We start from the raw sequence: 21,164 nt of genomic DNA, 5'->3' as shown, positions 1-21,164 counted from the left end.
CGGCCGTACCGACTTTCTGTGATGTGCGCCACACAATTGCGGTGAGCGCCCGAGGGGCCGCTCAACTCGCCACCAGAAAAGCCACCTTGAATATCGCAAGCCGCAAAAACGGACTTCCCCGGCACAATTGGCGAGTCCGGGAAATTCGCTGACCGCTCCCGCCGGTCAGCCGCGCGCGAGCCGACGCAGCAGCAACGTGGAGGACACCGGCCGGGCCCCGGCCTTGGCCACCCCGTCGGCCACCTCGCGGTCGGCGGAGACCACCACCACCGGGCGGCCCGGGGGCTCGGCCCGTACCAGCCGCCGGATCAACTCGTCGGCGGTCTCACCGGGTTTGCTGAACAGCACCCGCACCCCGCGCGGTGGCGCCAGCAGTACCGGCGCCGCCAGCTCGGCCCCGTCGAAGACACAGGTGACCTCGGCACCGGTCTGCGCGGCGAGCACCGCCAGGCCCCCCAGCAGCCGCAGCCGCTGCTTCTCCAACGGCAGCGTCGGATAGCCGGTCTTGGTGACGTTGTAGCCGTCCACCACCACATGCGCCTGGGGCAGCGCCAGCAACTGGTCGAGCAGCGCCGGATCGTCCTCGGACAGCGCGCGCCGGGCCACGTCCCTGGGGTTGATCGCGCCGGGCGCCACCGCCTCCACGGTGTCCGCCGGGCGCCCGGAGACCGGCGGCAGCGCCAGTTCGCGGCGGATGCCCTGGGCCGCGTCCAGCACCGTGTCCAGCAGCAGCCGCAGCCGCATGTCCTCCACGCTGCGCCCCTCGCGCACCGCCCGGCGGCTGGCCTCCAGCGCGGACTCGGCCTCGGCCAGCCGGGCCCGCAGCCGTCGCGCCTCACCCTCGGCGGCGGCGAGTTCCGCGGCGGCCGTGGCACGGGCCTGCGCAGCCTCGGCCTCGGCCTTGCGCAGGGCCGCCTGGCCGCGGCGAAGGTCGCTGGTGACGCTGCGCAGCTTGCGCTGCAGCGACTCGGCCTCCCTGCGGGCCGTCTCCAGTTCGGCGCGGGCGGCCTGCACCTCGGCCTGGGTCGCTCCGCGCAGCCGGACCAGCTCCGCCTTGACCTGCTGCAACTCGCGGGCGGTCTCCGCGCCGACCTGGTCGGCGTGGGCGCGTTGCGCCTCCTCGCCCGCGGCGGCGACGAGTTTGGACCAGCCCGCGGGGCGCAGCAGATAGGCGGCGGCCGCCACGTCCACCGGATCGGCGGCGGGCGGCGGGGTACCGGCGTCCAGGGCGGCGGCCAGCTCCGGCTGGGTCTCGCGCAGCCGTCCGGCGATGCGCTGCCGGAACACCGCGTCGGTCTCCAGGGCGGCGGCCAGCGCGTTACTGGCGAACTTGGCCCGGCGGGAGGGGGTGAAGCGGGCATACTGTCGCAGTTGGGCGGGGAGTTCCGCCACGGTCAGCGAGCCGAAGGCCTCGGCCGCTATCGAGACCACCCGGTGGCGGACCCCTTCGGGCAGCGGCCGGTCGAGCGGTTCGTCAAACCCGGCGGCGCCCTCCGGTTCCGCCTGCGGATTGCCGCCCGTACGCTCCACCAGTCACTCCCGTCAGTATCCACCCCCGTCGTACGTCCTCATTGTCCCCGCCCGAGGCGGGTCAGACCTGCCCTGGCTCCGCGCCGGGGGCCGGGCGGTCCACCAGTTCGACCTGGTCGGCGGCGTTGCACCAGCGGCAGCGCACCGATTCCACCGTCTCGCTGAGCACCTCGCGCTCCTCCACCGTCGGCTCACCCGCCAGGTCCAGGTGGACATACTCGACGACCCTGCTGGAGCGGGTGACGTCGAACCGGGTGAGGTTGCCGCACAGCGTGCAACGCCACCGGGTCGTGGCCGTCGACAGGGGGACCGGCATGTCGTCCTCTTCTCGGTTCGCGGGGCCGTGCCCAGGCGCCCGGCGGGCACGGCTGGGCCTGGCTCAAAGGATGCGGTTGCGCTCGGGCAACCCTACGGCCTAGCGGCTCGCCCGCGCTGCGGGAGTCCGGCAGGCCGTCCGGCGAGGCGGCCTGTGTCCGGCAGGCCCGTTCCGCCATGATCGGCTCATGCCCGCGCTCCGCCGCGTCACACAGCTCCTGGACCAGGTCACGCACCGCTCGCGGCAGCCGCTGCCGGTGGTCACCTACGCGGTGATCGGGCTGTGCGCGGTGGTCTTCGCGGTCGGCCCGATCTCCGGTCTGGACCCCGCGTACGGCTCGGGGAAGGCGCAGCTGTGCGCGCAGGCGCTGTACTTCGACCGCTGGGGGGTGATCCCCAGCGAGCTGTGGCGCGGCCCGCTGCACACCACCGCGCTGGGGCTGCCGCCCGGCTGCCAGGTACCGCCGGGACGGGTGAAGGTGCCGATGGTGTCGGTACTGACCGCGCTGTTCGTGCACGGCGGCTGGCCGCACCTGCTGGGCAACATGCTGTTCCTGGCCGTCTTCGGCGCCGGGGTGGAGCGGCGGATGGGGCGGTGCCGGTACGCGCTGTTCTACCTGGCCGCCGGGTACCTGGCCACGTTCGGCTACGCGCTCGGCCACGCCCGCTCGGCGCAGACGCTGGTGGGCGCCTCCGGGGCCATCGCGGGCGTGCTCGGCGGTTACCTCTACCTGTATCCGAAGGCCCGGGTGACCAGCCTCTTCCCGTTCCTGATGGGGTTGCCGCTGCGCTTTCCGGCCTGGCTGGTGCTGGGCTTCTGGTTCGTCCTGCAGTGGCTGTCGGCCCGGATTCCGCAGCACGGTCCCGGCGTCGCCTACCTCGCGCACGTCATCGGGTTCGCGTTCGGGTTCGTGTGCACCTGGGCGTGGTTCCGATCCCGGGACCCCGATCCGCCGCGCAGCGCCTAAGCTGGCCGGACAGGCCGCGACCCGAGGAGACAGCCAGCCGTGATCACCGCGATCGTGCTCATCAAGACCGACGTCGACCGCATCCCAGAGATCGCCGAGTCGATCGCCGGGCTGGATCACGTGAGCGAGGTCTACTCGGTCACCGGCACCTACGACCTGGTCGCCATGGTGCGGGTGGCCCGGCACGACGACCTCGCGGACGTCATCCCGGGCAAGATCAGCAAGATCCCCGGCGTCGCCGCCACCGACACCCACGTGGCGTTCCGCACCTATTCCCAGCACGACCTGGAAGCGGCGTTCGCCATCGGCCTGGAGGGCTGATCAGCCGCGGCCCGGCGCCCAACTCCCGTCCCCGGTGCACCCGTTGCGCCCTTACCGGCCGCCTTCGGCGAGCAGCGGCCCCGGGCCGTCGCCGACGAGCGCCGCCACCGCGCCCAGGAAGCGCTCCACATGCTCGTCCGGGGTGCCGACGCCGAAGCTGACCCGGACCGCGCTGAGCGAACGCTCCCCCGGCTCCGACTCCGACGCACCGCACTCCCCCGCGCTGTCCGGCTCGGCGCCGAGCAGCGTACGGACCAGGGGGTGCGCGCAGAACAGTCCGTCGCGCACCCCGATGCCGTACCGCGCGGAGAGCGCGGCGGCGAAGTGCGAGCTGTCCCAGCCGTCCACCACGAACGAGACCACGCCCACCCGCTCGGCCCGCTCACCGAACAGCGAGAGCACCTTGACCTGCGGGATTCGCGCCAGAGCGGACAGCACCCGGCAGACCAGCGCCTGCTCGCGGGCGACCAGCGGCCCGAACCCGGCTTCGGTCAGCGCCCGGCAGGCGGAGGCGATGGCGTACGCGCCGATCACGTTCGGCGAACCGGCCTCGTGGCGGGCGGCCGTGGTGTGCCATTCGACGTCGAGCCCGCCGTCGGCGCGCCGGGCGACCTGCTTGCTGGCGCCGCCGCCCGCCAGGTACGGCTCGGCGGCCCGCAGCCAGTCGGCCCGGCCGGCCAGCACCCCGGCGCCGAACGGCGCGTAGAGCTTGTGCCCGGAGAAGGCGACGTAGTCCACGTCCAACTCGCCGATGTCCACCGGCCGGTGGGGCGCGAGCTGTGCCGCGTCGAGCACGATCCGGGCACCGTGCGCGTGTGCGGCGGCGGCCAGTTCGCGTACCGGCCACAGTTCGCCGGTGACGTTGGACGCGCCGGTCACGCAGACCAGGGCCGGGCCGTAGGGGGTGCGGTCGGCGAGGGCACGCTCCAGAGTGCCGACCGCCTCGCCGGGGGTGCGGGGGGCGTCGAGGTAGGTGACCTCGGCGCCGCGCCAGGGCAGCAGCGCGGCGTGGTGCTCGGTCTCGAAGACGAACACCCGGGTGCCGGGCGGCAGTACGGCGGCGAGCAGGTTGAGCGAGTCGGTGGTGGAACGGGTGAAGACGAGTTGGTCGCCGGGGCGGCAGCCGAGGAACTCCGCGACGGTTGCCCGGCTTTGCTCAAAAAGGTCGGTGGACAACTGGGACAGATATCCCGCGCCGCGGTGCACGCTGCCGTAGTACGGAGCATATCCGGCCACATCGTCCCAGACCCGCTGCAAAGCGGGGGCACTGGCCGCGTAATCCAGCGCGGCATAGGCGACTTCGCCCCCGTTGGCCAGCGGAACGACTACATCACGGCCGAGAACGGGCAATGGGGCACAAATGGTCTGGTCGACGGCAGGGTTGAGTACGGACATGGCGAAATCTCCCTGAGGGCAAGCGGTGGTGCGAGGCGAAGGCCTCGAAAGGAAATGGGAAAAGGGGCCGACCGGCCCTATCGCATTCGCTTGCTCACAAAAACTCCCGCGATAACCAGGACCCCCTGGATTCGCGAGGGTCCGCGCTTGCCGCAGGCCTCGCTGCCTACGGCCTGGTCATCACCCGGGGCACCCCGCCACGGACGGAGGGTTGCCGGACAGCAAGCCGGGGCAGTATCGCTGTCGCTCGTGACCTTGGACGGGATTGTAGCAGGGGTTTCACTTCGGGGGCTCCGCCCCCGAACCCCCGCTGGGGGCGCTGCGCCCCCAGACATCCCGCTGGATATCACTCCGCCGGGAAGGCCTACGCGTTGCTCGCGGCCACCCAGCGGTCCAGGACCCGCTGGGCCGCGCCCGAGTCGATGGACTCCGCGGCGCGTGCCATCGCCGCGGCGATCTGGGACTCCAGCGGGGCGTCGGCCGGGTTCAACGCGACCAGGGCGGCGGCCGAGTTGAGGAGTACCGCGTCGCGGACGGGCCCGCGCTCACCGGCGAGCACTCTGCGGGCCACCTCCGCGTTGTACGCCGCGTCGGCGCCGCGCAGCGCCTCCACGGGGACCAGCTCCAGGCCGACCGACCTCGGGTCGAAGGAGACCTGGTCGACCTTGCCGTCGCGTACCACCCACACCTGGGAGGTCGCGGTGGTGGTCAGCTCGTCCAGACCGTCGTCGCCGCGGAAGACGAGCGCGGAGGAACCGCGGTCGGCCAGCACACCCGCCAGGATCGGCGCCATCCGCGCGTCGGCGACCCCGGTGGCCTGGGCACGTACCCGGGCCGGGTTGGTCAGCGGGCCGAGGAAGTTGAACGCCGTCGGGATGCCCAACTCCCGCCTGGCGCGGGCCACATGGCGTAGCGCGGGATGGAACTTCACGGCGAAGCAGAAGGTGATGCCCGCCTCCTCCGCGACCTCCACCACCCGCTGCGGGGTCAGCTCCAGATTGACGCCGAGCCGCTCCAGCACATCGGAGGCCCCGCTGGCCGAGGACGCGGAGCGGTTGCCGTGCTTGACGACCTTCGCACCCGTACCGGCCACCACGATCGCCGACATGGTGGAGATGTTGACCGTCTTGGCCCGGTCGCCGCCGGTGCCGACGATGTCCACCGAGGGGCCCGGCACCTCGATCAGCTTGGCGTGCTCGAACATCGTCCGGACGATTCCGGAGAGCTCCTCGACCGTCTCGCCCTTGGCGCGCAGCGCCACCGCGAACCCGGCGATCTGGGCGTCGCTCGCCTCGCCGCTCATGATCCGGTCCATCGCCCACGCGGCGTCGTCCGCGGACAGGTCCCGGCCCGCCAGCAGGTCGCTCAGTACGTCCGGCCAGCTGTGTGCCGCCACGGTCTCGCCTCCGGCTGGGGTCTGGGCGTTCATGTTCCACGCTCCTGGCGATCGATGGCGCTGGCTGTGCGGTGACGGCTTGGCCGGTGGCGTTCCGGACACCCCTGAGCCTATCGGCGTACCGGGGTCGTGCGGGCACCACGCCCGCAGTACGGACACGCCAGGACCCCGGCCCGGGTCCCCGTGGCGGGGTCCGGACCGGGGTCCTGGTCTGTGGCGATCAGTTGCTGTGCGGTGGGATCAGTGGTGGCCGTGGCCGCTGGTGATCTCCGCGTGCTCGGCCGCGGTCGGCTTGGGGATCTGCGCCCCCTCGCCGTACACCGCGCGGGAGAGCTTGGCGCGCAGCTTGGACGTACGGCCCAGCTTGCGCTGCACACCGTTCTCGTCGACCTCGGGGCCGAACTCCAGCGGCTTGGGCTGGTCGTGCGCGGTGAGGGTGTGCAACTGGTCCTGCGGCAGCGGCTCGTGCACCTCGATGAACTCACCGTGCGGCAGCCGCTTGATGACGCCGGTCTCCCGACCGTGCAGCACCTTGTCGCGGTCACGGTGCTGCAGACCCAGGCAGATCCGCTTGGTGACCACGAACGTCAGCACGGGGATCGCGAAGAAGCCGATGCGGACGGTCCAGGTGATGGCGTTGATCGACAGGTGGAAGTGGGTCGCCCACAGGTCGTTGCCACCACCCACCAGCAGGATCAGGTACCACGCGATCCACGCCGCGCCGAAGGCGGTGCGCACCGGGCGGTTGCGCGGCCGGTCCAGGAGGTGGTGCTCGCGGTCGTCACCGGTGACCCAGGCCTCGATGAACGGCCACACCGCGATCGTCACCAGCACCAGCGGGAAGATGACCAGCGGGATGAACACACCCAACTGGAGGGTGTGACCCCAGAAGTTGATCTCCCAGCCCGGCATGACACGGATCAGGCCCTCGGAGAAGCCCATGTACCAGTCGGGCTGCGCGCCGGTGGACACCTGGTCCGGCCGGTACGGGCCGAACGCCCAGATCGGGTTGATCGTGGCGATCGCCGCGACGGCCGCGATGACACCGAAGACCAGGAAGAAGAAGCCGCCCGCCTTCGCCATGTACACCGGCAGCAGCGGCATGCCGACCACGTTCTTGTTGGTGCGGCCGGGACCCGCCCACTGCGTGTGCTTGTGGTAGAAGACCAGGATCAGGTGGCCCACCAGCAGCGCGGCCATGATGCCCGGCAGCAGCAGGATGTGGATCGTGTAGAAGCGCGAGACGAAGTCGTGTCCGGGGAACTCGCCGCCGAACAGGAACATCTGCAGGTAGGTCCCGACGATCGGGACCGACAGGATCGCGCCCTCCATGAACCGGACACCGGTACCCGACAGCAGGTCGTCCGGCAGCGAGTAACCAGTGAAACCGGTGAACATGCCGAGGACGAGCAGCAGGAAGCCGAAGACCCAGTTGACCTCACGCGGCTTGCGGAACGCGCCGGTGAAGAACACCCGCATCATGTGCACGAGCATCGCGGCCACGAAGACCAGCGCCGCCCAGTGGTGGATCTGACGGATCAGCAGACCACCGCGCACCTCGAAGCTGATGTGCATGGTCGACGCGAAGGCCTCCGACATGCGGATGCCCTGCAGCGGCACGTAGGGGCCGTTGTAGACGACCTCCTGCATGCTCGGGTGGAAGAACAACGTCAGGTACACACCCGTGAGGATGATGATGACGAAGCTGTAGAGGCAGATCTCACCCAGCATGAAGGACCAGTGGTCCGGGAAGATCTTGCGCATGTTGGCCTTGGCGAGGCTGTAGATGCCCAGCCGGCCGTCGGCCCAGTCCGCCAGCCGCTCACCGGCCGGGGCCTTGCCCCGCCGTGCGGAGGCGTTCACCTCGTGGCTTGCAGTGCTCATCCGCGCTCCCAGAAGCTCGGGCCGACGGGCTCCTCGAAGTCGCCGAGCGCCTCGAGGTAGCCCTGTGCGTTGACGCTGATCCGAAGCTGCGGCAGGGCGTGGCCCGCCGGGCCGAAGATCACCCGACCACCGTCGGAGAGGTCGAACGTCGACTGGTGGCAGGGGCACAGCACATGGTGCGTCTGCTGCTCATAGAGGCTGATCGGGCAGCCGACGTGGGTGCAGATCTTGGAGTACGCCACGATGCCCTGGTGCGACCACTCGAGCTCGCGCTTGTCCTTGATGTCCTGCGGGTTGAGCCGCACGATCATCAACGCGGCCTTGGCGATGACGTTCTGGAAGTTCTCGTCGTCCTCGCTGAGGCCCTCGGGCTTGGCGAACGTCAGCGAACCGACGCCGATGTCCTCGGGACGCAGCGGCTCGTTGGTGTTCTGGTTGATCAGCCGCATGCCCGCGCGCCAGGCCGTGGTGCGCAGCTTCTTCTCCGGCAGCGGGCCGAGGTCGCGCAGCAGCACGATGCCGGACAACGGGACGAGGGACAGGGCGCCCATCATCGTGGTCCGGATCAGCCTGCGGCGGCCGAACTGGCTCTCCTTGACGCCCTGGCGGAAGTCGGCGAAGACCTTCTCACGGACCTCGGGCGTGGCCTCGATGGCGTGCCGCTCGTCCGGGACCTCCTCGTCCGACATCAGCGTGCGGGCCCAGTGGACCGCGCCCGCGCCGATGGCGAACAGCGCGACGCCGAGGGTCAGGCCCAGGGCGAAGTTCAGCGCGCTGACGTGCCCGAACGGGAAGATGTAGACGATCTTGCCGATCGGGAAGATCACGTAGGAGGCGATGAAGCCTACGGTCGCGACCATCGACAGGGTGAACAGCAGCGCCACGGTGCGCTCGGATCGCCTGGCGGTGCGCTCGTCGATGTCCTGACGGCGCGGCTCGTGGGGCGGCAGGCCCGGGTCGGCGAACGGGTCGCCGACCGGCTCGACCGCACCGTGGTGAGCGTGCTCCCGCTCACTCGGCAGGTTTGCTTCTGACATGTCCTCGTTGCTCATGACTTCCTGGCCTTTGCCGTGCGAGCGGCGACCCAAATGGCCACGGTGATCAGCGCACCGAGACCGAAGACCCAGGCGAAGAGACCCTCGCTGACCGGCCCGAGGCCGCCGAGCTCAAGACCACCCGGGCTCTCGGCCTTGGAGCTGTCGACCTGCGCCAGGTAGGCGATGATGTCCTTCTTGTCCTTCGCCGGCATGGTGCTGTCCGGGAAGTTCGGCATGTTCTGCGGGCCGGTCAGCATGGCCTCGTAGATGTGCTTGGGGTCAACGCCCTCAAGCGTCGGCGCGAACTTGCCCTCGGAGAGCGCACCACCCTTACCGGTGGAGTTGTGGCACTGCGCGCAGTTGGTGCGGAACAGCTGGCCGCCGTTGGCGATGTCGGCGCCGTCGGGGCTGTACTGCTGCTTCGACGGGATGGCCGGGCCGGGACCGAGCGAGGCGATGTACGCGGCGAGCTGGTCGATCTGGGCCTGGTTGTAGATGGCCTTCTTCCGCGGGACCTGCGCACCCGGCTGCTGGGCGGGCATACGGCCGGTACCGACCTGGAAGTCCACCGCGGCGGCACCGACACCGACCAGGCTCGGACCGTTGTGGGTGCCCTGCCCGGACGTGCCGTGGCAGGAGGCACAGCCCACGGAGTAGAGCCTCTTGCCCTCCTCGGTCGCTAGGGACTGCGCGGAGTCGGCCTGCGCCTTCTCAGCCGGCGCGAACGCGGCATACAGCCCCCCGGTGGCCGCAAGCGCGAAGAGTAGGACGACGAGCGCCGCCAGCGGGTGGCGCCGTCGTGCGGAGAGCTTTTTCACGGATTACCCCGGTGTCAGGATCTTCTGCGTCGATGCTTCTGGTGTGGTCCTGCGCGGACCGAATTACTTGATCAGGTAGATCGTGGCGAAGAGGCCGATCCAGACGACATCGACGAAGTGCCAGTAGTAGGACACGACGATGGCCGCCGTGGCCTGCTCGTGGGTGAACCTCTTGGCCGCGTACGTCCTGCCCAGGACCAGCAGGAAGGCGATCAGACCGCCCGTCACGTGCAACCCGTGGAAGCCGGTGGTCAGGTAGAACACCGAACCGTAGGGGCTGGACTTCAGGGAGAGACCGTCGTGCTTCACCAGGTCGGTGTACTCGAAGATCTGCCCGCCGATGAAGATCGCGCCCATGATGAACGTGATCACGAACCACAGGCGCAGCTTCTTCACGTCACCGCGCTCGGCGGCGAACACGCCGAGCTGGCAGGTGAGCGAGGAGAGCACCAGGATCGTGGTGTTCACTGACGCGAACGGCACGTTCAGGTGATCGTTCTGACTGTGCCAGAAGGCCGTCCCGGTCACCGATCGCAGGGTGAAGTACATCGCGAAGAGGGCCGCGAAGAACATCAGCTCGGAACTCAACCAGATGATGGTTCCCACGCTGACGAGGTTCGGCCGGTTGACCGACGGGTGCGCGTGCCCGGTTTCTACTGCTGTTGCTGTCGCCACGACCGACATTATGTCGGTCGCTTATCTCGCGCTCACTCCGGGGGGTGCGATTCGGAGTGTCAAGGGCTGTTCGGCTACTCGGGTGGCGTACCGCGTCCGTCCCCCGAAGGAGCGAAGCCGCGGCGGCATCCGGCCCCTCCGCCCAGCGCACGGCCGGTGCTGACGGTACGTCGGGAGTCCGCTGTGCCGTTCCGGGCGGGCCGTGGCGGGAGTAGCATCGCCGCGTCCGCGCCGCGGTCACCGGCCGCGCGGCGACCCTCGACGAGGAGGCTGAAGCCCATGCAGCAGACCGCCACGGTGCTCGTCTACAGCGACGACAGGAACACCCGGGAGCAGGTCCGGCTGGCGGTCGGGCGCCAGCCCGCGCCGGATGTGCCGCGGGTGGAGTTCGTGGAGTGCGCCACGGTCCCGGCCGTGCTCTCCGAGCTGGACAAGGGCGGCATCGACGTGTGCGTGCTGGACGGCGAGGCGGTACCGGCCGGGGGGATGGGGGTGTGCCGCCAGATCAAGGACGAGATCTTCCGCTGCCCGCCGGTGCTGCTGCTGATGGGGCGCCCGCAGGACGCCTGGCTGGCCACCTGGAGCCGGGCGGACGCCGCCGTCTCCCACCCGATCGACCCGATGGCGCTGGCCGAGGCGCTGGCGGGCCTACTGCGCGGCCGGGACCGCTCGCCCGCCAACACCTGACGGGTCACATCCGCGGAATGAGCCGGGCCGGGCTGGTCGGCCGGGGCGCCGAGGGGTTCTGGCCGCCGGGCCGGTGGACGCCGCGGGCGCCCAGTGCGCTGCCCTTGGTCCACTGGTCCCACGCCAGGTTCCAGTCGCCGAAGCCGTTGCCGAACGGTTCCATGGTGGCGCCCTGGCTGTTGACGACCTGGACCACGTCCCCGGGGCGCACCTGCTCGAAGAACCAGTGCGCGTTCTCGGTGCTCATACCGGTGCAGCCGTGGCTGACGTTGTCCGAGCCCTGGGAGCCGACCGACCAGGGCGCGGCGTGTACGAACTCACCGCTCCAGGTGACCCGGGTGGCCCAGTACACCGGCAGGTCGTAGGAGTCGGAACTGCCTGCGGCTATGCCTATCGTGCTGCTCTTCATGCGGACGAACGGCTCCTTCTCCAGCACCACCTTGATGCCGTTGCGGGTGGAGAATCCCGGTTTGCCGGTGGTCACCGGGATGGTGCGCTGGACCTTGCCGTTGCGGCTGAGGGTGAGCTGGTGCGCCGCGGCGTCGGTGACGGCGATGACCTGGTCGCGGGTGTGCAGTGTGACGGGTTTGGCCTCGCCGCCGTAGAGCTCGCCCTGTATTCGGGCGCCGAGCAGGGTGCTGGTGACGTTGATCCGGGTGTCGGTGGGCCAGTAGTCGCGCGGCCGGTAGTGCAGGGTGTGGTCGTCCACCCAGTGCCAGGCGCCGGTCACCGCGGGGACGGAGCTGACGTGCAGGCCGCTCTCCACGACCGCCCGGGCGGCCGGGTCCTTCACCGGCTGGCTGAGTTCGGCGGTTATGGGCTGCCCCACGCCGTAGTCGCCGGAGTCCGGGCCGAGCTTGACGCCCAGGGTGTCGCGGGCGGGCCGGGTGTCGAAGCCGATGGTCTGCCGGCCCTGGGCCCCGTGGGCGTTCTCGGTGCTCACCCGGACCGTGTAGTGGGCTCCTGCGGCGAACGGAGCGGTGCTGCGCCATCTGGTGCGGTCCGGGCCGAGTTCGCCGCGTACGAAGTGTCCTGCGGCGTCGGTGGCCGTCACGTCGGTGATCCGGTTGCCGTCGCCCTTGACGGATATTTCCAGGGGTTTGTTCGGGTCGACCTGGCGACTGCCGTCCTCGGTGCTGTACGAGATCTGGCCCGCCGCGTCGTACGGCGCGGCGGCCAGTGGGTTCCCCGATCCCCCACAGGCGGTTAGCTCCGCCGCCAGCGGCGCCAGCAGCGCCAGGTAGCAAAGGCGGCATATCACCCAGTGACCGCGAGATATCTGACTCATGGTCACAACGTAAGAACAATCACCCGTCCCCGCGCGCCGCGTTCCGGCAATCGGGGAGCGGTACCGCCGCGCGGGCGAAGTACCCGCCCCCGTACGGCCCTTGGTTTCGCCCTACGGCTCAGTAGCGCTGGTCCGCGCCACGGTAGTACTCGAACACCCAACCGAAGATGCCGACCAGGATGATCGGGGCGGAGAAGTACATCAGCCACCAGCCGAAGATGACGCCCAGGAAGGCCAGCGCACCACCGATCGCGAGCGCCAGCGGCTGCCAGCTGTGCGGGCTGAAGAAGCCCAGCTCACCGGCGTCGTCCGCGATGTCCGCGTCCGGCCGGTCCTGCGCCCCGGTGTCCACCCGGCGGGCGGTGAAGGCCAGGTAGTAACCGACCATCACGCTCAGGCCGAAGGCCATGAACAAGGCCGTGGTGCCCGCGGTCTCATGCGACCACAGACCGTAGACGATGGCCATGACCAGCAGGAACACTGCCAGCCACAGGAACATCTTGCCCTGCCACTTCACTTGCCGGCCTCCTTGTTGTCCGAACCGGCGAGAACCTTGTCACCGTGGCCCTCGAGTTCCAGCGCGGCGATCTCCGGGTGGTGCAGGTCGAACGCCGGGGATTCGGAGCGGATGCGGGGCAGGGTGAGGAAGTTGTGCCGCGGCGGCGGGCAGGACGTGGCCCACTCCAGCGAACGGCCGTAGCCCCACGGGTCGTCAACCTCGACCTTCTTGCCGTACTTGGCGGTCTTCCACACGTTGTAGAAGAACGGCAGCATCGAGGCGCCGAGCAGGAACGAGCTGATGGTCGAGATGGTGTTCAGCGTGGTGAAGCCGTCCTGCGCCAGGTAGTCCGCGTAACGACGCGGCATGCCCTCGACGCCCAGCCAGTGCTGCACCAGGAACGTGCCGTGGAAGCCGATGAACAGCGTCCAGAAGGTGATCTTGCCGAGCCGCTCGTCCAGCATCTTGCCGGTCATCTTCGGCCACCAGAAGTGGAAGCCCGCGAACATCGCGAAGACCACGGTGCCGAACACCACGTAGTGGAAGTGCGCCACCACGAAGTACGAGTCGGAGATGTGGAAGTCCAGCGGCGGCGCGGCCAGGATGACGCCGGTCAGACCACCGAAGGTGAAGGTGATCAGGAAGCCGATCGACCACAGCATCGGGGTCTCGAAGCTCAGCGACCCCTTCCACATCGTGCCGATCCAGTTGAAGAACTTCACACCGGTCGGCACCGCGATCAGGAACGTCATGAAGGAGAAGAACGGCAGCAGCACACCGCCGGTGACGTACATGTGGTGCGCCCACACCGTCACCGACAGACCGGCGATGGTGATGGTCGCGGCCACCAGGCCGATGTAGCCGAACATCGGCTTGCGGCTGAAGACCGGGATGACCTCACTGATGATGCCGAAGAACGGCAACGCGATGATGTACACCTCGGGATGGCCGAAGAACCAGAACAGGTGCTGCCACAGCAGCGCACCGCCGTTGGCCGCGTCGAAGACATGCGCCCCGAACTTGCGGTCCGCCTCCAGCGCCAGCAGCGCGGCGGCCAGCACCGGGAAGGCCAGCAGCACCAGGACGGCGGTCAGCAGCACGTTCCAGCAGAAGATCGGCATCCGGAACATCGTCATGCCGGGGGCACGCATGCAGATGATCGTGGTGATGAAGTTGACCGCACCGAGGATCGTGCCGAAGCCGGAGAAGGCCAGACCCATGATCCACATGTCCGCGCCGACGCCCGGCGAGCGGACCGCGTCCGACAGCGGCGAGTAGGCGAACCAACCGAAGTCGGCCGCGCCCTGCGGGGTGAGGAAGCCGCCGACCGCGATCAGCGAGCCGAACAGGTACAGCCAGTAGGCGAACATGTTCAGCCGCGGGAACGCCACGTCGGGCGCGCCGATCTGCAGCGGCATGATCCAGTTGGTGAAGCCCGCGAACAGCGGCGTCGCGAACATCAGCAGCATGATCGTGCCGTGCATCGTGAACGCCTGGTTGAACTGCTCGGTCGTCATGATCTGCAGACCGGGGCGGGCCAGCTCGGCACGCATCAGCAGCGCCATGATGCCGCCGATGATGAAGAAGCCGAACGACGTCACCAGGTACAGCGTGCCGATCGTCTTGTGGTCGGTGGTCGTCAGCCACTTCACGACCGCGTTGCCCGGCTGCTTTCGCCGTACCGGTGGCAGCACGGTGGCTCCGCCGACGGCAGCACCCTGGGGTTCGTTGAGGATGCTCACTTGTCACTCTCCGACTGGCTGTTGCCCGGCGTGCCGGTACCCGTCTGGTTCACGACGGTGCTGCCCGGCTGCTGGTTCGTCTTCGCGTCCCGCGTGTTGCCCGTGGTCGGGATGCCGGCCGGGAGGTAGCCCGTCTGGCCCTTGCTGGCCAGGTCCTTCAGGTGCGCCTCGTACTGGGCCGGGGTCACGACCTTGACGTTGAACAGCATCCTGGAGTGGTCCACACCGCACAGTTCGGCGCACTTGCCCATGAAGGTGCCGAGCTTGTTCGGGGTGACCTGGAAGACGTTGGTGTGGCCGGGGATGACGTCCATCTTCATCAGGAACGGCACCACCCAGAAGGAGTGGATGACGTCCCGCGAGGTGAGGACGAACTTCACCGTCTGGCCCTCGGGAAGCCACAGCGTCGGGCCGGGGCTGGGGTTGCCCTTGTCCCACTCGGCCGGGGTGCCGCTGTCGTAGACACCGCCGGCGTGCGACGGCATGCCCTGCAGGGCGGACTGCGGGATGCTCGACAGCTCGGCCGGGACGGCGGTCGGGGACTTCGGGCTGCCCGGGACGTCCTCGACGTAGTTGAACGCCCAGCTCCACTGGAAGCCCACCACGTTGATGATGTGGTCGGGCTTCTTGGAGGTCTCCAGAAGCTTGGACTCGTCACGGGCGGTGAAGTAGAACAGCACCGCGATGACGACAAGGGGGACCACGGTGTACAGCGCCTCGAGCGGCATGTTGTACCGGGTCTGAGTGGGCACCTCGACCTTCGTGCGGCTGCGCCGGTGGAAGATCACGGACCACAGGATCAGGCCCCAGACGAGCACACCGGTCGCCAGTGCGGCGGCCCAGGAGCCCTGCCAGAGCGAAAGGATTCGCGGTGCCTCTTCCGTGGCGGGGCTGGGCATGCCGAGGCGGGGGAAGTCCTTGTAGGTGCAACCGGTAGCGGTCACCAGGACCAGGCCCGCGGCCAACGCCTGCGGCAACCGCCGCCGCATCGGGCGCCGCGACTTGCGGTCGGAGCCGTTGGGACTCACGTAGCGCCTTCCCGAGAGTCTCGCCCGCGCGCCCCGGATCCCGGCCGTTGCGTGCGGTCGGCGCCCTGGCGCGGGCAGGGTTTGGATGTTTATGCGGACCAAACCCTACTGGACGGCTATCGGGGCCACGCGGGGAGGGGTCCCAACGCGCCGGACCGGCCGGTGTGTCGTCCCCGAAGGGGTGGAATCCCGCAATCCGGTGGCCAATTGACGGGGCGCTGGACCGATGGCGGTTTGTACGGTTTGCCGGATACCGCGTTCCGGGGCACAAGCCGGGTGACCGGCGTTCCGGCTGGTAGGCGGGAGGGGTAGCGTCGGGAGCGTGCCTTACTTCGACGTGGCGTCCACCGCTCCGCTGCACCCCGTCGCCCGGCAGGCGCTGCTGGCGGCGCTGGACGAGGGGTGGGCCGATCCGGCCCGACTGTACCGGGAGGGGCGGCGGGCCCGGATGCTGCTGGACGCCGCCCGGCAGACGGCGGCGGAGGCGGTCGGCTGCCGCCCCGACGAGCTGAGCTTCACCTCTTCGGGCACCCGGGCGGTGCACACCGCCGTCGCCGGGGCGCTGGCGGGACGCCGCCGGACGGGCCGTCACCTCACGGTGTCCGCCGTGGAGCACTCCTCGGTGCTGCACGCGGCCGAGGCGCACGAGGCGGACGGCGGCACGGTCACCGAGGTGGGGGTCGACCGCACCGGCCGGGCGGCGCCCGAGGCGTTCCGGGCGGCGCTGCGTGCCGACACCGCGCTGGCCTGCCTGCAGTCGGCCAACCACGAGGTGGGCACGGTGCAGCCGGTGGCCGAGGTGGCGGCGGTCTGCCGGGAGGCGGGGGTGCCGCTACTGGTGGACGCGGCGCAGTCGTTGGGCTGGGAGCCGGTCGAGGGCGACTGGTCGCTGCTGGCGGCGAGCGCCCACAAATGGGGCGGCCCGCCGGGAGTTGGGCTGCTGGCGGTGCGCAAGGGAGTGCGGTTCGCGGCACCGGCGCCGGCGGACGAGCGGGAGCGCGGCCGGGCGCCCGGCTTCGAGAACCTTCCGGCGATCGTGGCCGCGGCGGCCTCGCTGCGCGCGGTACGGGAGGAGGCCGCGGCCGAACGGGAGCGGCTGGCCGCCCTGGTGGACCGGATCCGCGCGCGGGTTCCCGAACTCGTCCCGGACGTCGACGTGGTGGGCGATCCGGTGCGGCGGCTACCGCACCTTGTGACCTTCTCCTGTCTCTATGTCGACGGTGAAGCGCTGCTGGGCGAGTTGGACCGGACCGGTTTCGCGGTCTCGTCGGGCTCGTCCTGTACCTCCAGCACCTTGACGCCGAGCCATGTACTGCGGGCGATGGGGGTGCTGTCAGAGGGCAACGTGCGGGTGTCGCTGCCGCTGGGCGTGGCGGAGGCCGACGTCGACCGCTTCCTCGACGTGCTGCCCGGGGTGGTACGGCGAGTGCGCGGGCACCTCGCGGACGCGGTCGGCGGTCCGGGCGGGGGCGGCGCCGATCTGGTGCTGGACACGCTGGGCAAGCGGTGCCCGATCCCGGTGATCGAACTGGCCAGGGCGATCGGGGACGTGCCGGTGGGCGGCACGGTGACGGTGCTGTCCGACGACGAGGCGGCGCGGCTCGACATTCCCGCGTGGTGCGGGATGCGGGAGCAGGAGTACGGCGGGGAGCGGGCGGTACCGGGCGGCACGGCCTATGTGGTGCGGCGCCGCACGTAGGCCTTGGGCCGTTTCTGCCCGCCCGTTGCCGACGGACGACGGGCGGGCGGGTGGTCAACTAGCCGTCACCCCAGGTGGGAGCGGACCTCCGCCGCCGCCTCCTCGCCGTACGCCTTGGTGAACCGCTCCAGGAAGTGCCCCGAGCGCAGCTCGTACTCCTGGGTGCCCAGCGTCTCGATGACCAGGGTCGCCAGCATGCAGCCCACCTGCGCGGAGCGCTCCAGGCCCAGCTGCCAGGAAAGGCCCGCCACGAAGCCCGCGCGGAAGGCGTCGCCCACGCCGGTCGGGTCGACCTTGCGCTCCTCCTCCGCGCAGCCGACCTCGATCGGCGCCTGACCGGCCCGTTCGATCCGTACGCCGTTCGCGCCGAGCGTGGTCACCCGGGTGCCGACCTTCGCCAGTACCTCCTCCGGCGACCAGCCGGTCTTGTTCTGGATCAGCGCGGCCTCGTACTCGTTGGTGAAGAGGTACTCCGCCCCCTCCACCAGCAGCCGGATCTCGTCGCCCTCCAGCCGGGCCAACTGCTGCGACGGGTCGGCGGCGAACGCGAAGCCGCGGGTGCGGCACTCCTCGGTGTGCCGCAGCATCGCCTGCGGGTCGTCCGCGCCGATCAGCACCAGGTCGAGCCCGCCGACCCGCTCGGCGATCGGCTGCAACTCGATCTGCCGGGCCTCGCTCATCGCACCGGTGTAGAAGGACGCGATCTGGTTGTGGTCGGCGTCCGTGGTGCACACGAAGCGCGCGGTGTGCAGCACCTCGGAGATCCGCACCGACTCGGTGTCCACGTTGTGCCGGTCCAGCCACGCCCGGTACTCGCCGAAGTCCGCGCCCGCCGCGCCGACCAGGATCGGCCGCAGCCCGAGCACGCCCATGCCGAAGCAGATGTTCGGCGCGACCCCGCCGCGCCGCACGTCGAGGGTGTCGACCAGGAAGGAGAGCGAGACCGTGTGCAGCTGGTCGGCCACCAGCTGGTCGGCGAATCGGCCGGGAAAGGTCATCAGATGGTCGGTGGCGATGGAGCCGGTGACAGCGATACGCACGACGGGTCTGCTCCTGGGTGGGGGCGGTGACGAGAGGGACTACCGGACCAGCCAACGCTACCGGGTCGTCGCGCGGCGCTGGTACCGAACCGATTCGGCCAGGCCCGGCTGGCTGATGACCGCCGCTGGTCGCCCCTCCCGAGAAATTACCGGAAAGTACCGCTTTCCACCCCAGTAAGCAGTGTTTAAAGTCGCCAGTGCGCACGAGTCCCTCGCGCCCCTCAGAACCGGGAGTCACCATGTCCGAGCAGACCGAACGCCCCGAGCCCACCGAACTGCCTGGTGTGCCCGGCTTCCCCGGTACGGAGTCCGGCTCCCCGGCGGATCTGCTGGACGACTGCCGCCGCATCGCCCCGCGCTGGGCGGTACCCCGTCGGGCTGCGCCGCCCGCGGTTTCACCGTCGTCCATCCACGGTACGAATGTTTCCGCGGCCTCCGTGCACGCTGTCGAGGAAATGTCCGAATACGGCAGCTGACCCGCGCCTGAGCGCCCCCTCCCGCCCCTCCCCCAGCGCCGCCCCCACCGCGAGCCTCGGCCCGCGGCCCGGCCCGCCCCGAAGCCGTGCGCGGAACCGTACGGCACTTGGCTCCGTCCAAGTCCCGTACGCCACAAGGCGGAGTGACGTCGACACCGTCACAGAGCCGAAGGAGCTGAACGGTGGGCATCAAGAGGACTCCGGGAAGCAGGCCCGGGAACGGGTCACCGACCGCGGCGGGTGAACCCCGCACGCGCCGGTCGCGGCTGACCGTGGCGCTGGTCACCGGGGCGGTACTGGTGGCGGGCGGCTCAAGCGCCTACTGGGCCGCGTCGGCCGCCAACGGCGTCCCCGGCCCGGCGGCACCGCCCGGCGCGGGTGCCACTCCACCCCCGCTGGCGATGACCGGCTGGGGCCAGGGCGGCGGCGTTGGACCCGGGGTGCGGTACCAGGCGATCGGAGCCCTGCCGTCCGGCCCCGGCTCGGCCCCCGTCCAGCAGGCGCGCGGCGAGGTCTCGCGGGACGAGGTGGCGAAGCTCGCGGCGGCCCTGGGCGTGTCCGGACCGGTGACACTGGACCACGGCCTGTGGCGGGCCGCGCCGAGCCACAACGCGCCCGGTCCCACGCTGCAGGTGACCCAACAGGCGCCCGGCAGTTGGGCGTTCACCCAGGACGGGGCGGGCACCGGATGCCATCCAGCCACCGCGGACGGCGGCGGGGTCGACGGTGCCGGGCATGCCGTCTGCTACTCCCCCGAGGACGCCATGCGGTCCACGGCGGCCGCGGTGCCGTCCCCCGGCGCGGCCGTACCGCCCGACCAGGCCAAGCGCGCCGCCGCACCGGTGCTGGCGGCGCTCGGTCTGGGCGGGGCGGCGGTGGACGCCTCGCGAGCGGTGGGCGGCGTGCGCACCGTCGCGGTGGACCCGGTGGTGGACGGTCTGCCGACGCACGGCTGGCAGACCACGCTCCAAGTGGGGTCGGACGGACGGCTGTTGAGCGGTTCGGGGCGAGCGGCGCCGCTGGCGCGCGGCGCGACGTATCCGGTGGTGAACGCGCGGCGAGCGCTGGACGAGCTGAACGGAACCGACCCCTCCGAGGGCACCGGTACCCCCGCGGGACCGTGCCGGATGATGCACCCGGGCACCGCCCCCGGTGGCCCCGCCGACCCCGGTGACCTGCCGGTGCGCCCGCCCACGGGGTGCGGGACGGGAACCCCGCTGACGCTGGACGTGCGGGCGGCGCGGTTCGGGCTGTCGGCGCAGTTCGTCGACGGCCGGTCGCAGCTGGTGCCGTCCTGGCTGTTCCAGGTGGCCCAGCCCGGTGCCCAGCAGCCGGTCGAGATCGCCCAGCCCGCGGTGGACCCCAAGTACGTCGCGCCCTCGGCCGCCAGGTCGCCGGGGACCGCCGTACACATCCAGTCCTACGCGGTGGACGGGCGCACGCTCACCCTGCGTTTCTGGGGCGGGGTGTGTTCGACCTACTCGGCGGCCGTGGTCAGCCAGTCCGCCGACTCGGTGACGGTGCGGGTCACCAGCGCGGCCAAGCAGCCCAAGCAGATCTGCGTGCTGCTGGCCAAGTTGATCAGCGAGCGGGTGACGCTGGACGCTCCGCTCGGCGCCCGCAAGGTCTACGACGCCTCGGACGGGCACGCGGTGCCGCGTAGCGGCTGAGCGGCGCCGGACACGCGAGCGGCGGTGCCCCGGCCTGGGGGGCACCGCCGCATGAGCGCGTAGGACTCAGTGGAACGAGTCGCCGCAGGCGCAGGAGCCCGTGGCGTTCGGGTTGTCGATGGTGAAGCCCTGCTTCTCGATGGTGTCCACGAAGTCGATCGAGGCGCCGCCCAGGTACGGGGCGCTCATCCGGTCGGTGACGACCTTGACGCCTCCGAAGTCCTTGACCACGTCGCCGTCGAGCGAGCGCTCGTCGAAGAAGAGCTGGTAGCGCAGACCGGAGCAGCCTCCGGGCTGAACCGCGACGCGCAGCGCGAGGTCATCGCGGCCTTCCTGCTCAAGCAGGCTCTTGACCTTGGCCGCGGCGGCGTCGGACAGGATGATGCCCTCGCTTGCGGTGGTCTCGTCCTGAACCGTCATCTGTTCACTCCCGGTTTCTACGCAACGTCGGTCTCTGCCGCCGACTGGAACCGCCACCGCCCGGAAAAAATTCCGAGCTCGTCCGGCTCCCCGCTTACGTCTTCCATTCATGCTCGCACACCGCTCACGACAAGGTCACCTCACAGCCGGAGCGGATCAACCGGTTGGCCAGAACGAGCCGGATACGTCACATCGACACGATGGCCATCGTCAATCTGACGCGAACCAGCTATGATAGATAGCGTCAGTTAGACGAAAAGTGCATGTCGAGAGCAC

Annotated in this window: 20 protein-coding genes and 1 riboswitch; of the genes, 6 read left to right on the top strand and 14 right to left on the bottom strand. The window is 70.3% G+C overall.

The features are described from left to right. Positions 1-165: 165 nt before the first annotated feature. Positions 166-1,530, bottom strand: coding sequence for an NYN domain-containing protein (locus NON19_RS30515; protein ID WP_372514353.1), 1,365 nt, complete (start codon positions 1,528-1,530; stop codon positions 166-168). A 61-nt stretch (positions 1,531-1,591) separates the two neighbouring features. Continuing rightward, a complete protein-coding gene (locus NON19_RS30510) occupies positions 1,592-1,846 on the bottom strand; it encodes a hypothetical protein (protein ID WP_255932414.1) in 255 nt (84 codons plus the stop codon). A gap of 187 nt (positions 1,847-2,033) precedes the next feature. Here NON19_RS30510 and NON19_RS30505 point away from each other — a divergent pair, with 187 nt between their 5' ends. Further along, positions 2,034-2,813 carry a rhomboid family intramembrane serine protease gene (locus NON19_RS30505; RefSeq protein ID WP_255932413.1) on the top strand — a complete coding sequence of 260 codons (780 nt, stop codon included), beginning with the start codon at positions 2,034-2,036 and terminating at the stop codon, positions 2,811-2,813. A gap of 39 nt (positions 2,814-2,852) precedes the next feature. Then, entirely contained in the window at positions 2,853-3,134 is a 282-nt protein-coding gene (locus NON19_RS30500) for an Lrp/AsnC family transcriptional regulator (protein ID WP_255932412.1), read from the top strand. A gap of 51 nt (positions 3,135-3,185) precedes the next feature. Here NON19_RS30500 and NON19_RS30495 read toward each other — a convergent pair whose 3' ends face one another. The 6 genes from NON19_RS30495 to ctaE form a co-directional block, all read right to left on the bottom strand. Beyond that, positions 3,186-4,529, bottom strand: coding sequence for an aminotransferase class V-fold PLP-dependent enzyme (locus NON19_RS30495; RefSeq protein WP_255932410.1), 1,344 nt, complete (start codon positions 4,527-4,529; stop codon positions 3,186-3,188). A 138-nt stretch (positions 4,530-4,667) separates the two neighbouring features. Then, a riboswitch (SAM riboswitch) is annotated at positions 4,668-4,784 on the bottom strand. A gap of 109 nt (positions 4,785-4,893) precedes the next feature. Further along, the gene (gene trpD / locus NON19_RS30490; protein WP_255932409.1) at positions 4,894-5,958 is read right to left on the bottom strand and encodes an anthranilate phosphoribosyltransferase; all 1,065 of its coding nucleotides are present in this window, start codon (positions 5,956-5,958) and stop codon (positions 4,894-4,896) included. 207 nt (positions 5,959-6,165) lie between these two features. Beyond that, positions 6,166-7,809: a cytochrome bc1 complex cytochrome b subunit gene (gene qcrB, locus NON19_RS30485; RefSeq protein WP_255932408.1), complete on the bottom strand. Its 1,644-nt coding sequence runs from the start codon at positions 7,807-7,809 to the stop codon at positions 6,166-6,168. Then, a complete protein-coding gene (gene qcrA / locus NON19_RS30480; RefSeq protein ID WP_255932407.1) occupies positions 7,806-8,861 on the bottom strand; it encodes a cytochrome bc1 complex Rieske iron-sulfur subunit in 1,056 nt (351 codons plus the stop codon). Before qcrA ends, qcrB begins: the two co-directional genes overlap by 4 nt. Next, on the bottom strand, positions 8,858-9,664 hold the full coding sequence (gene qcrC, locus NON19_RS30475) for a cytochrome bc1 complex diheme cytochrome c subunit (RefSeq protein ID WP_255932406.1): 807 nt from the start codon (positions 9,662-9,664) through the stop codon (positions 8,858-8,860). Before qcrC ends, qcrA begins: the two co-directional genes overlap by 4 nt. A 63-nt stretch (positions 9,665-9,727) precedes the next feature. Beyond that, entirely contained in the window at positions 9,728-10,348 is a 621-nt protein-coding gene (ctaE, locus tag NON19_RS30470; protein ID WP_255932405.1) for an aa3-type cytochrome oxidase subunit III, read from the bottom strand. A gap of 270 nt (positions 10,349-10,618) precedes the next feature. On the opposite strand from ctaE, the gene NON19_RS30465 reads away from it, so the two are divergent. Next, a complete protein-coding gene (locus NON19_RS30465) occupies positions 10,619-11,026 on the top strand; it encodes a hypothetical protein (RefSeq protein WP_255932404.1) in 408 nt (135 codons plus the stop codon). 4 nt (positions 11,027-11,030) lie between these two features. On the opposite strand, the gene NON19_RS30460 is transcribed toward NON19_RS30465, so the two are convergent. From NON19_RS30460 to ctaC, 4 genes are all read right to left on the bottom strand, one after another. After that, positions 11,031-12,314: a L,D-transpeptidase gene (locus NON19_RS30460; RefSeq protein WP_255932403.1), complete on the bottom strand. Its 1,284-nt coding sequence runs from the start codon at positions 12,312-12,314 to the stop codon at positions 11,031-11,033. Positions 12,315-12,432: 118 nt separating this feature from the next. After that, a complete protein-coding gene (locus tag NON19_RS30455; protein ID WP_255932402.1) occupies positions 12,433-12,831 on the bottom strand; it encodes a cytochrome c oxidase subunit 4 in 399 nt (132 codons plus the stop codon). Continuing rightward, positions 12,828-14,555, bottom strand: coding sequence for an aa3-type cytochrome oxidase subunit I (gene ctaD / locus NON19_RS30450; protein ID WP_255932401.1), 1,728 nt, complete (start codon positions 14,553-14,555; stop codon positions 12,828-12,830). Before ctaD ends, NON19_RS30455 begins: the two co-directional genes overlap by 4 nt. After that, on the bottom strand, positions 14,552-15,583 hold the full coding sequence (gene ctaC / locus NON19_RS30445) for an aa3-type cytochrome oxidase subunit II (RefSeq protein ID WP_255932400.1): 1,032 nt from the start codon (positions 15,581-15,583) through the stop codon (positions 14,552-14,554). Before ctaC ends, ctaD begins: the two co-directional genes overlap by 4 nt. A 322-nt stretch (positions 15,584-15,905) precedes the next feature. Between ctaC and NON19_RS30440 the strand changes: the two genes are divergently transcribed. Continuing rightward, a complete protein-coding gene (locus tag NON19_RS30440; protein WP_255932399.1) occupies positions 15,906-17,282 on the top strand; it encodes a cysteine desulfurase/sulfurtransferase TusA family protein in 1,377 nt (458 codons plus the stop codon). 65 nt (positions 17,283-17,347) lie between these two features. On the opposite strand, the gene NON19_RS30435 is transcribed toward NON19_RS30440, so the two are convergent. After that, positions 17,348-18,322, bottom strand: coding sequence for a carbohydrate kinase family protein (locus tag NON19_RS30435; protein ID WP_255932398.1), 975 nt, complete (start codon positions 18,320-18,322; stop codon positions 17,348-17,350). 239 nt (positions 18,323-18,561) lie between these two features. On the opposite strand from NON19_RS30435, the gene NON19_RS30430 reads away from it, so the two are divergent. Beyond that, positions 18,562-18,798 (top strand): hypothetical protein, encoded by a 237-nt coding sequence (locus NON19_RS30430; protein ID WP_255932397.1) that lies wholly within the window; start codon positions 18,562-18,564, stop codon positions 18,796-18,798. A gap of 182 nt (positions 18,799-18,980) precedes the next feature. Next, positions 18,981-20,468 carry a hypothetical protein gene (locus tag NON19_RS30425; protein ID WP_255932395.1) on the top strand — a complete coding sequence of 496 codons (1,488 nt, stop codon included), beginning with the start codon at positions 18,981-18,983 and terminating at the stop codon, positions 20,466-20,468. A gap of 66 nt (positions 20,469-20,534) precedes the next feature. Here NON19_RS30425 and NON19_RS30420 read toward each other — a convergent pair whose 3' ends face one another. After that, a complete protein-coding gene (locus NON19_RS30420; RefSeq protein WP_255932394.1) occupies positions 20,535-20,888 on the bottom strand; it encodes a HesB/IscA family protein in 354 nt (117 codons plus the stop codon). Between the last annotated feature and the right edge of the window lie 276 nt (positions 20,889-21,164).

The organism is Streptantibioticus rubrisoli (assembly GCF_024436055.1).
Taxonomy (GTDB): Bacteria; Actinomycetota; Actinomycetes; order Streptomycetales; family Streptomycetaceae; genus Streptantibioticus_A; species Streptantibioticus_A rubrisoli.
The sequence above is the reverse complement of the archived record's forward strand: the minus strand, read 5'-3'. Positions and strand labels throughout refer to the sequence as shown.

Excerpts from the sequence above, each read along its gene's own strand:
- NON19_RS30510 (WP_255932414.1), bottom strand. The coding sequence starts at position 1,846 with ATGCCGGTCCCCCTGTCGACGGCCACGACCCGGTGGCGTTGCACGCTG.
- NON19_RS30505 (WP_255932413.1), top strand. The coding sequence starts at position 2,034 with ATGCCCGCGCTCCGCCGCGTCACACAGCTCCTGGACCAGGTCACGCAC.
- NON19_RS30495 (WP_255932410.1), bottom strand. The coding sequence starts at position 4,529 with ATGTCCGTACTCAACCCTGCCGTCGACCAGACCATTTGTGCCCCATTG.
- trpD (WP_255932409.1), bottom strand. The coding sequence starts at position 5,958 with ATGAACGCCCAGACCCCAGCCGGAGGCGAGACCGTGGCGGCACACAGC.
- qcrB (WP_255932408.1), bottom strand. The coding sequence starts at position 7,809 with ATGAGCACTGCAAGCCACGAGGTGAACGCCTCCGCACGGCGGGGCAAG.
- qcrA (WP_255932407.1), bottom strand. The coding sequence starts at position 8,861 with ATGAGCAACGAGGACATGTCAGAAGCAAACCTGCCGAGTGAGCGGGAG.
- ctaE (WP_255932405.1), bottom strand. The coding sequence starts at position 10,348 with ATGTCGGTCGTGGCGACAGCAACAGCAGTAGAAACCGGGCACGCGCAC.
- NON19_RS30465 (WP_255932404.1), top strand. The coding sequence starts at position 10,619 with ATGCAGCAGACCGCCACGGTGCTCGTCTACAGCGACGACAGGAACACC.
- NON19_RS30460 (WP_255932403.1), bottom strand. The coding sequence starts at position 12,314 with ATGAGTCAGATATCTCGCGGTCACTGGGTGATATGCCGCCTTTGCTAC.
- NON19_RS30430 (WP_255932397.1), top strand. The coding sequence starts at position 18,562 with ATGTCCGAGCAGACCGAACGCCCCGAGCCCACCGAACTGCCTGGTGTG.
- NON19_RS30420 (WP_255932394.1), bottom strand. The coding sequence starts at position 20,888 with ATGACGGTTCAGGACGAGACCACCGCAAGCGAGGGCATCATCCTGTCC.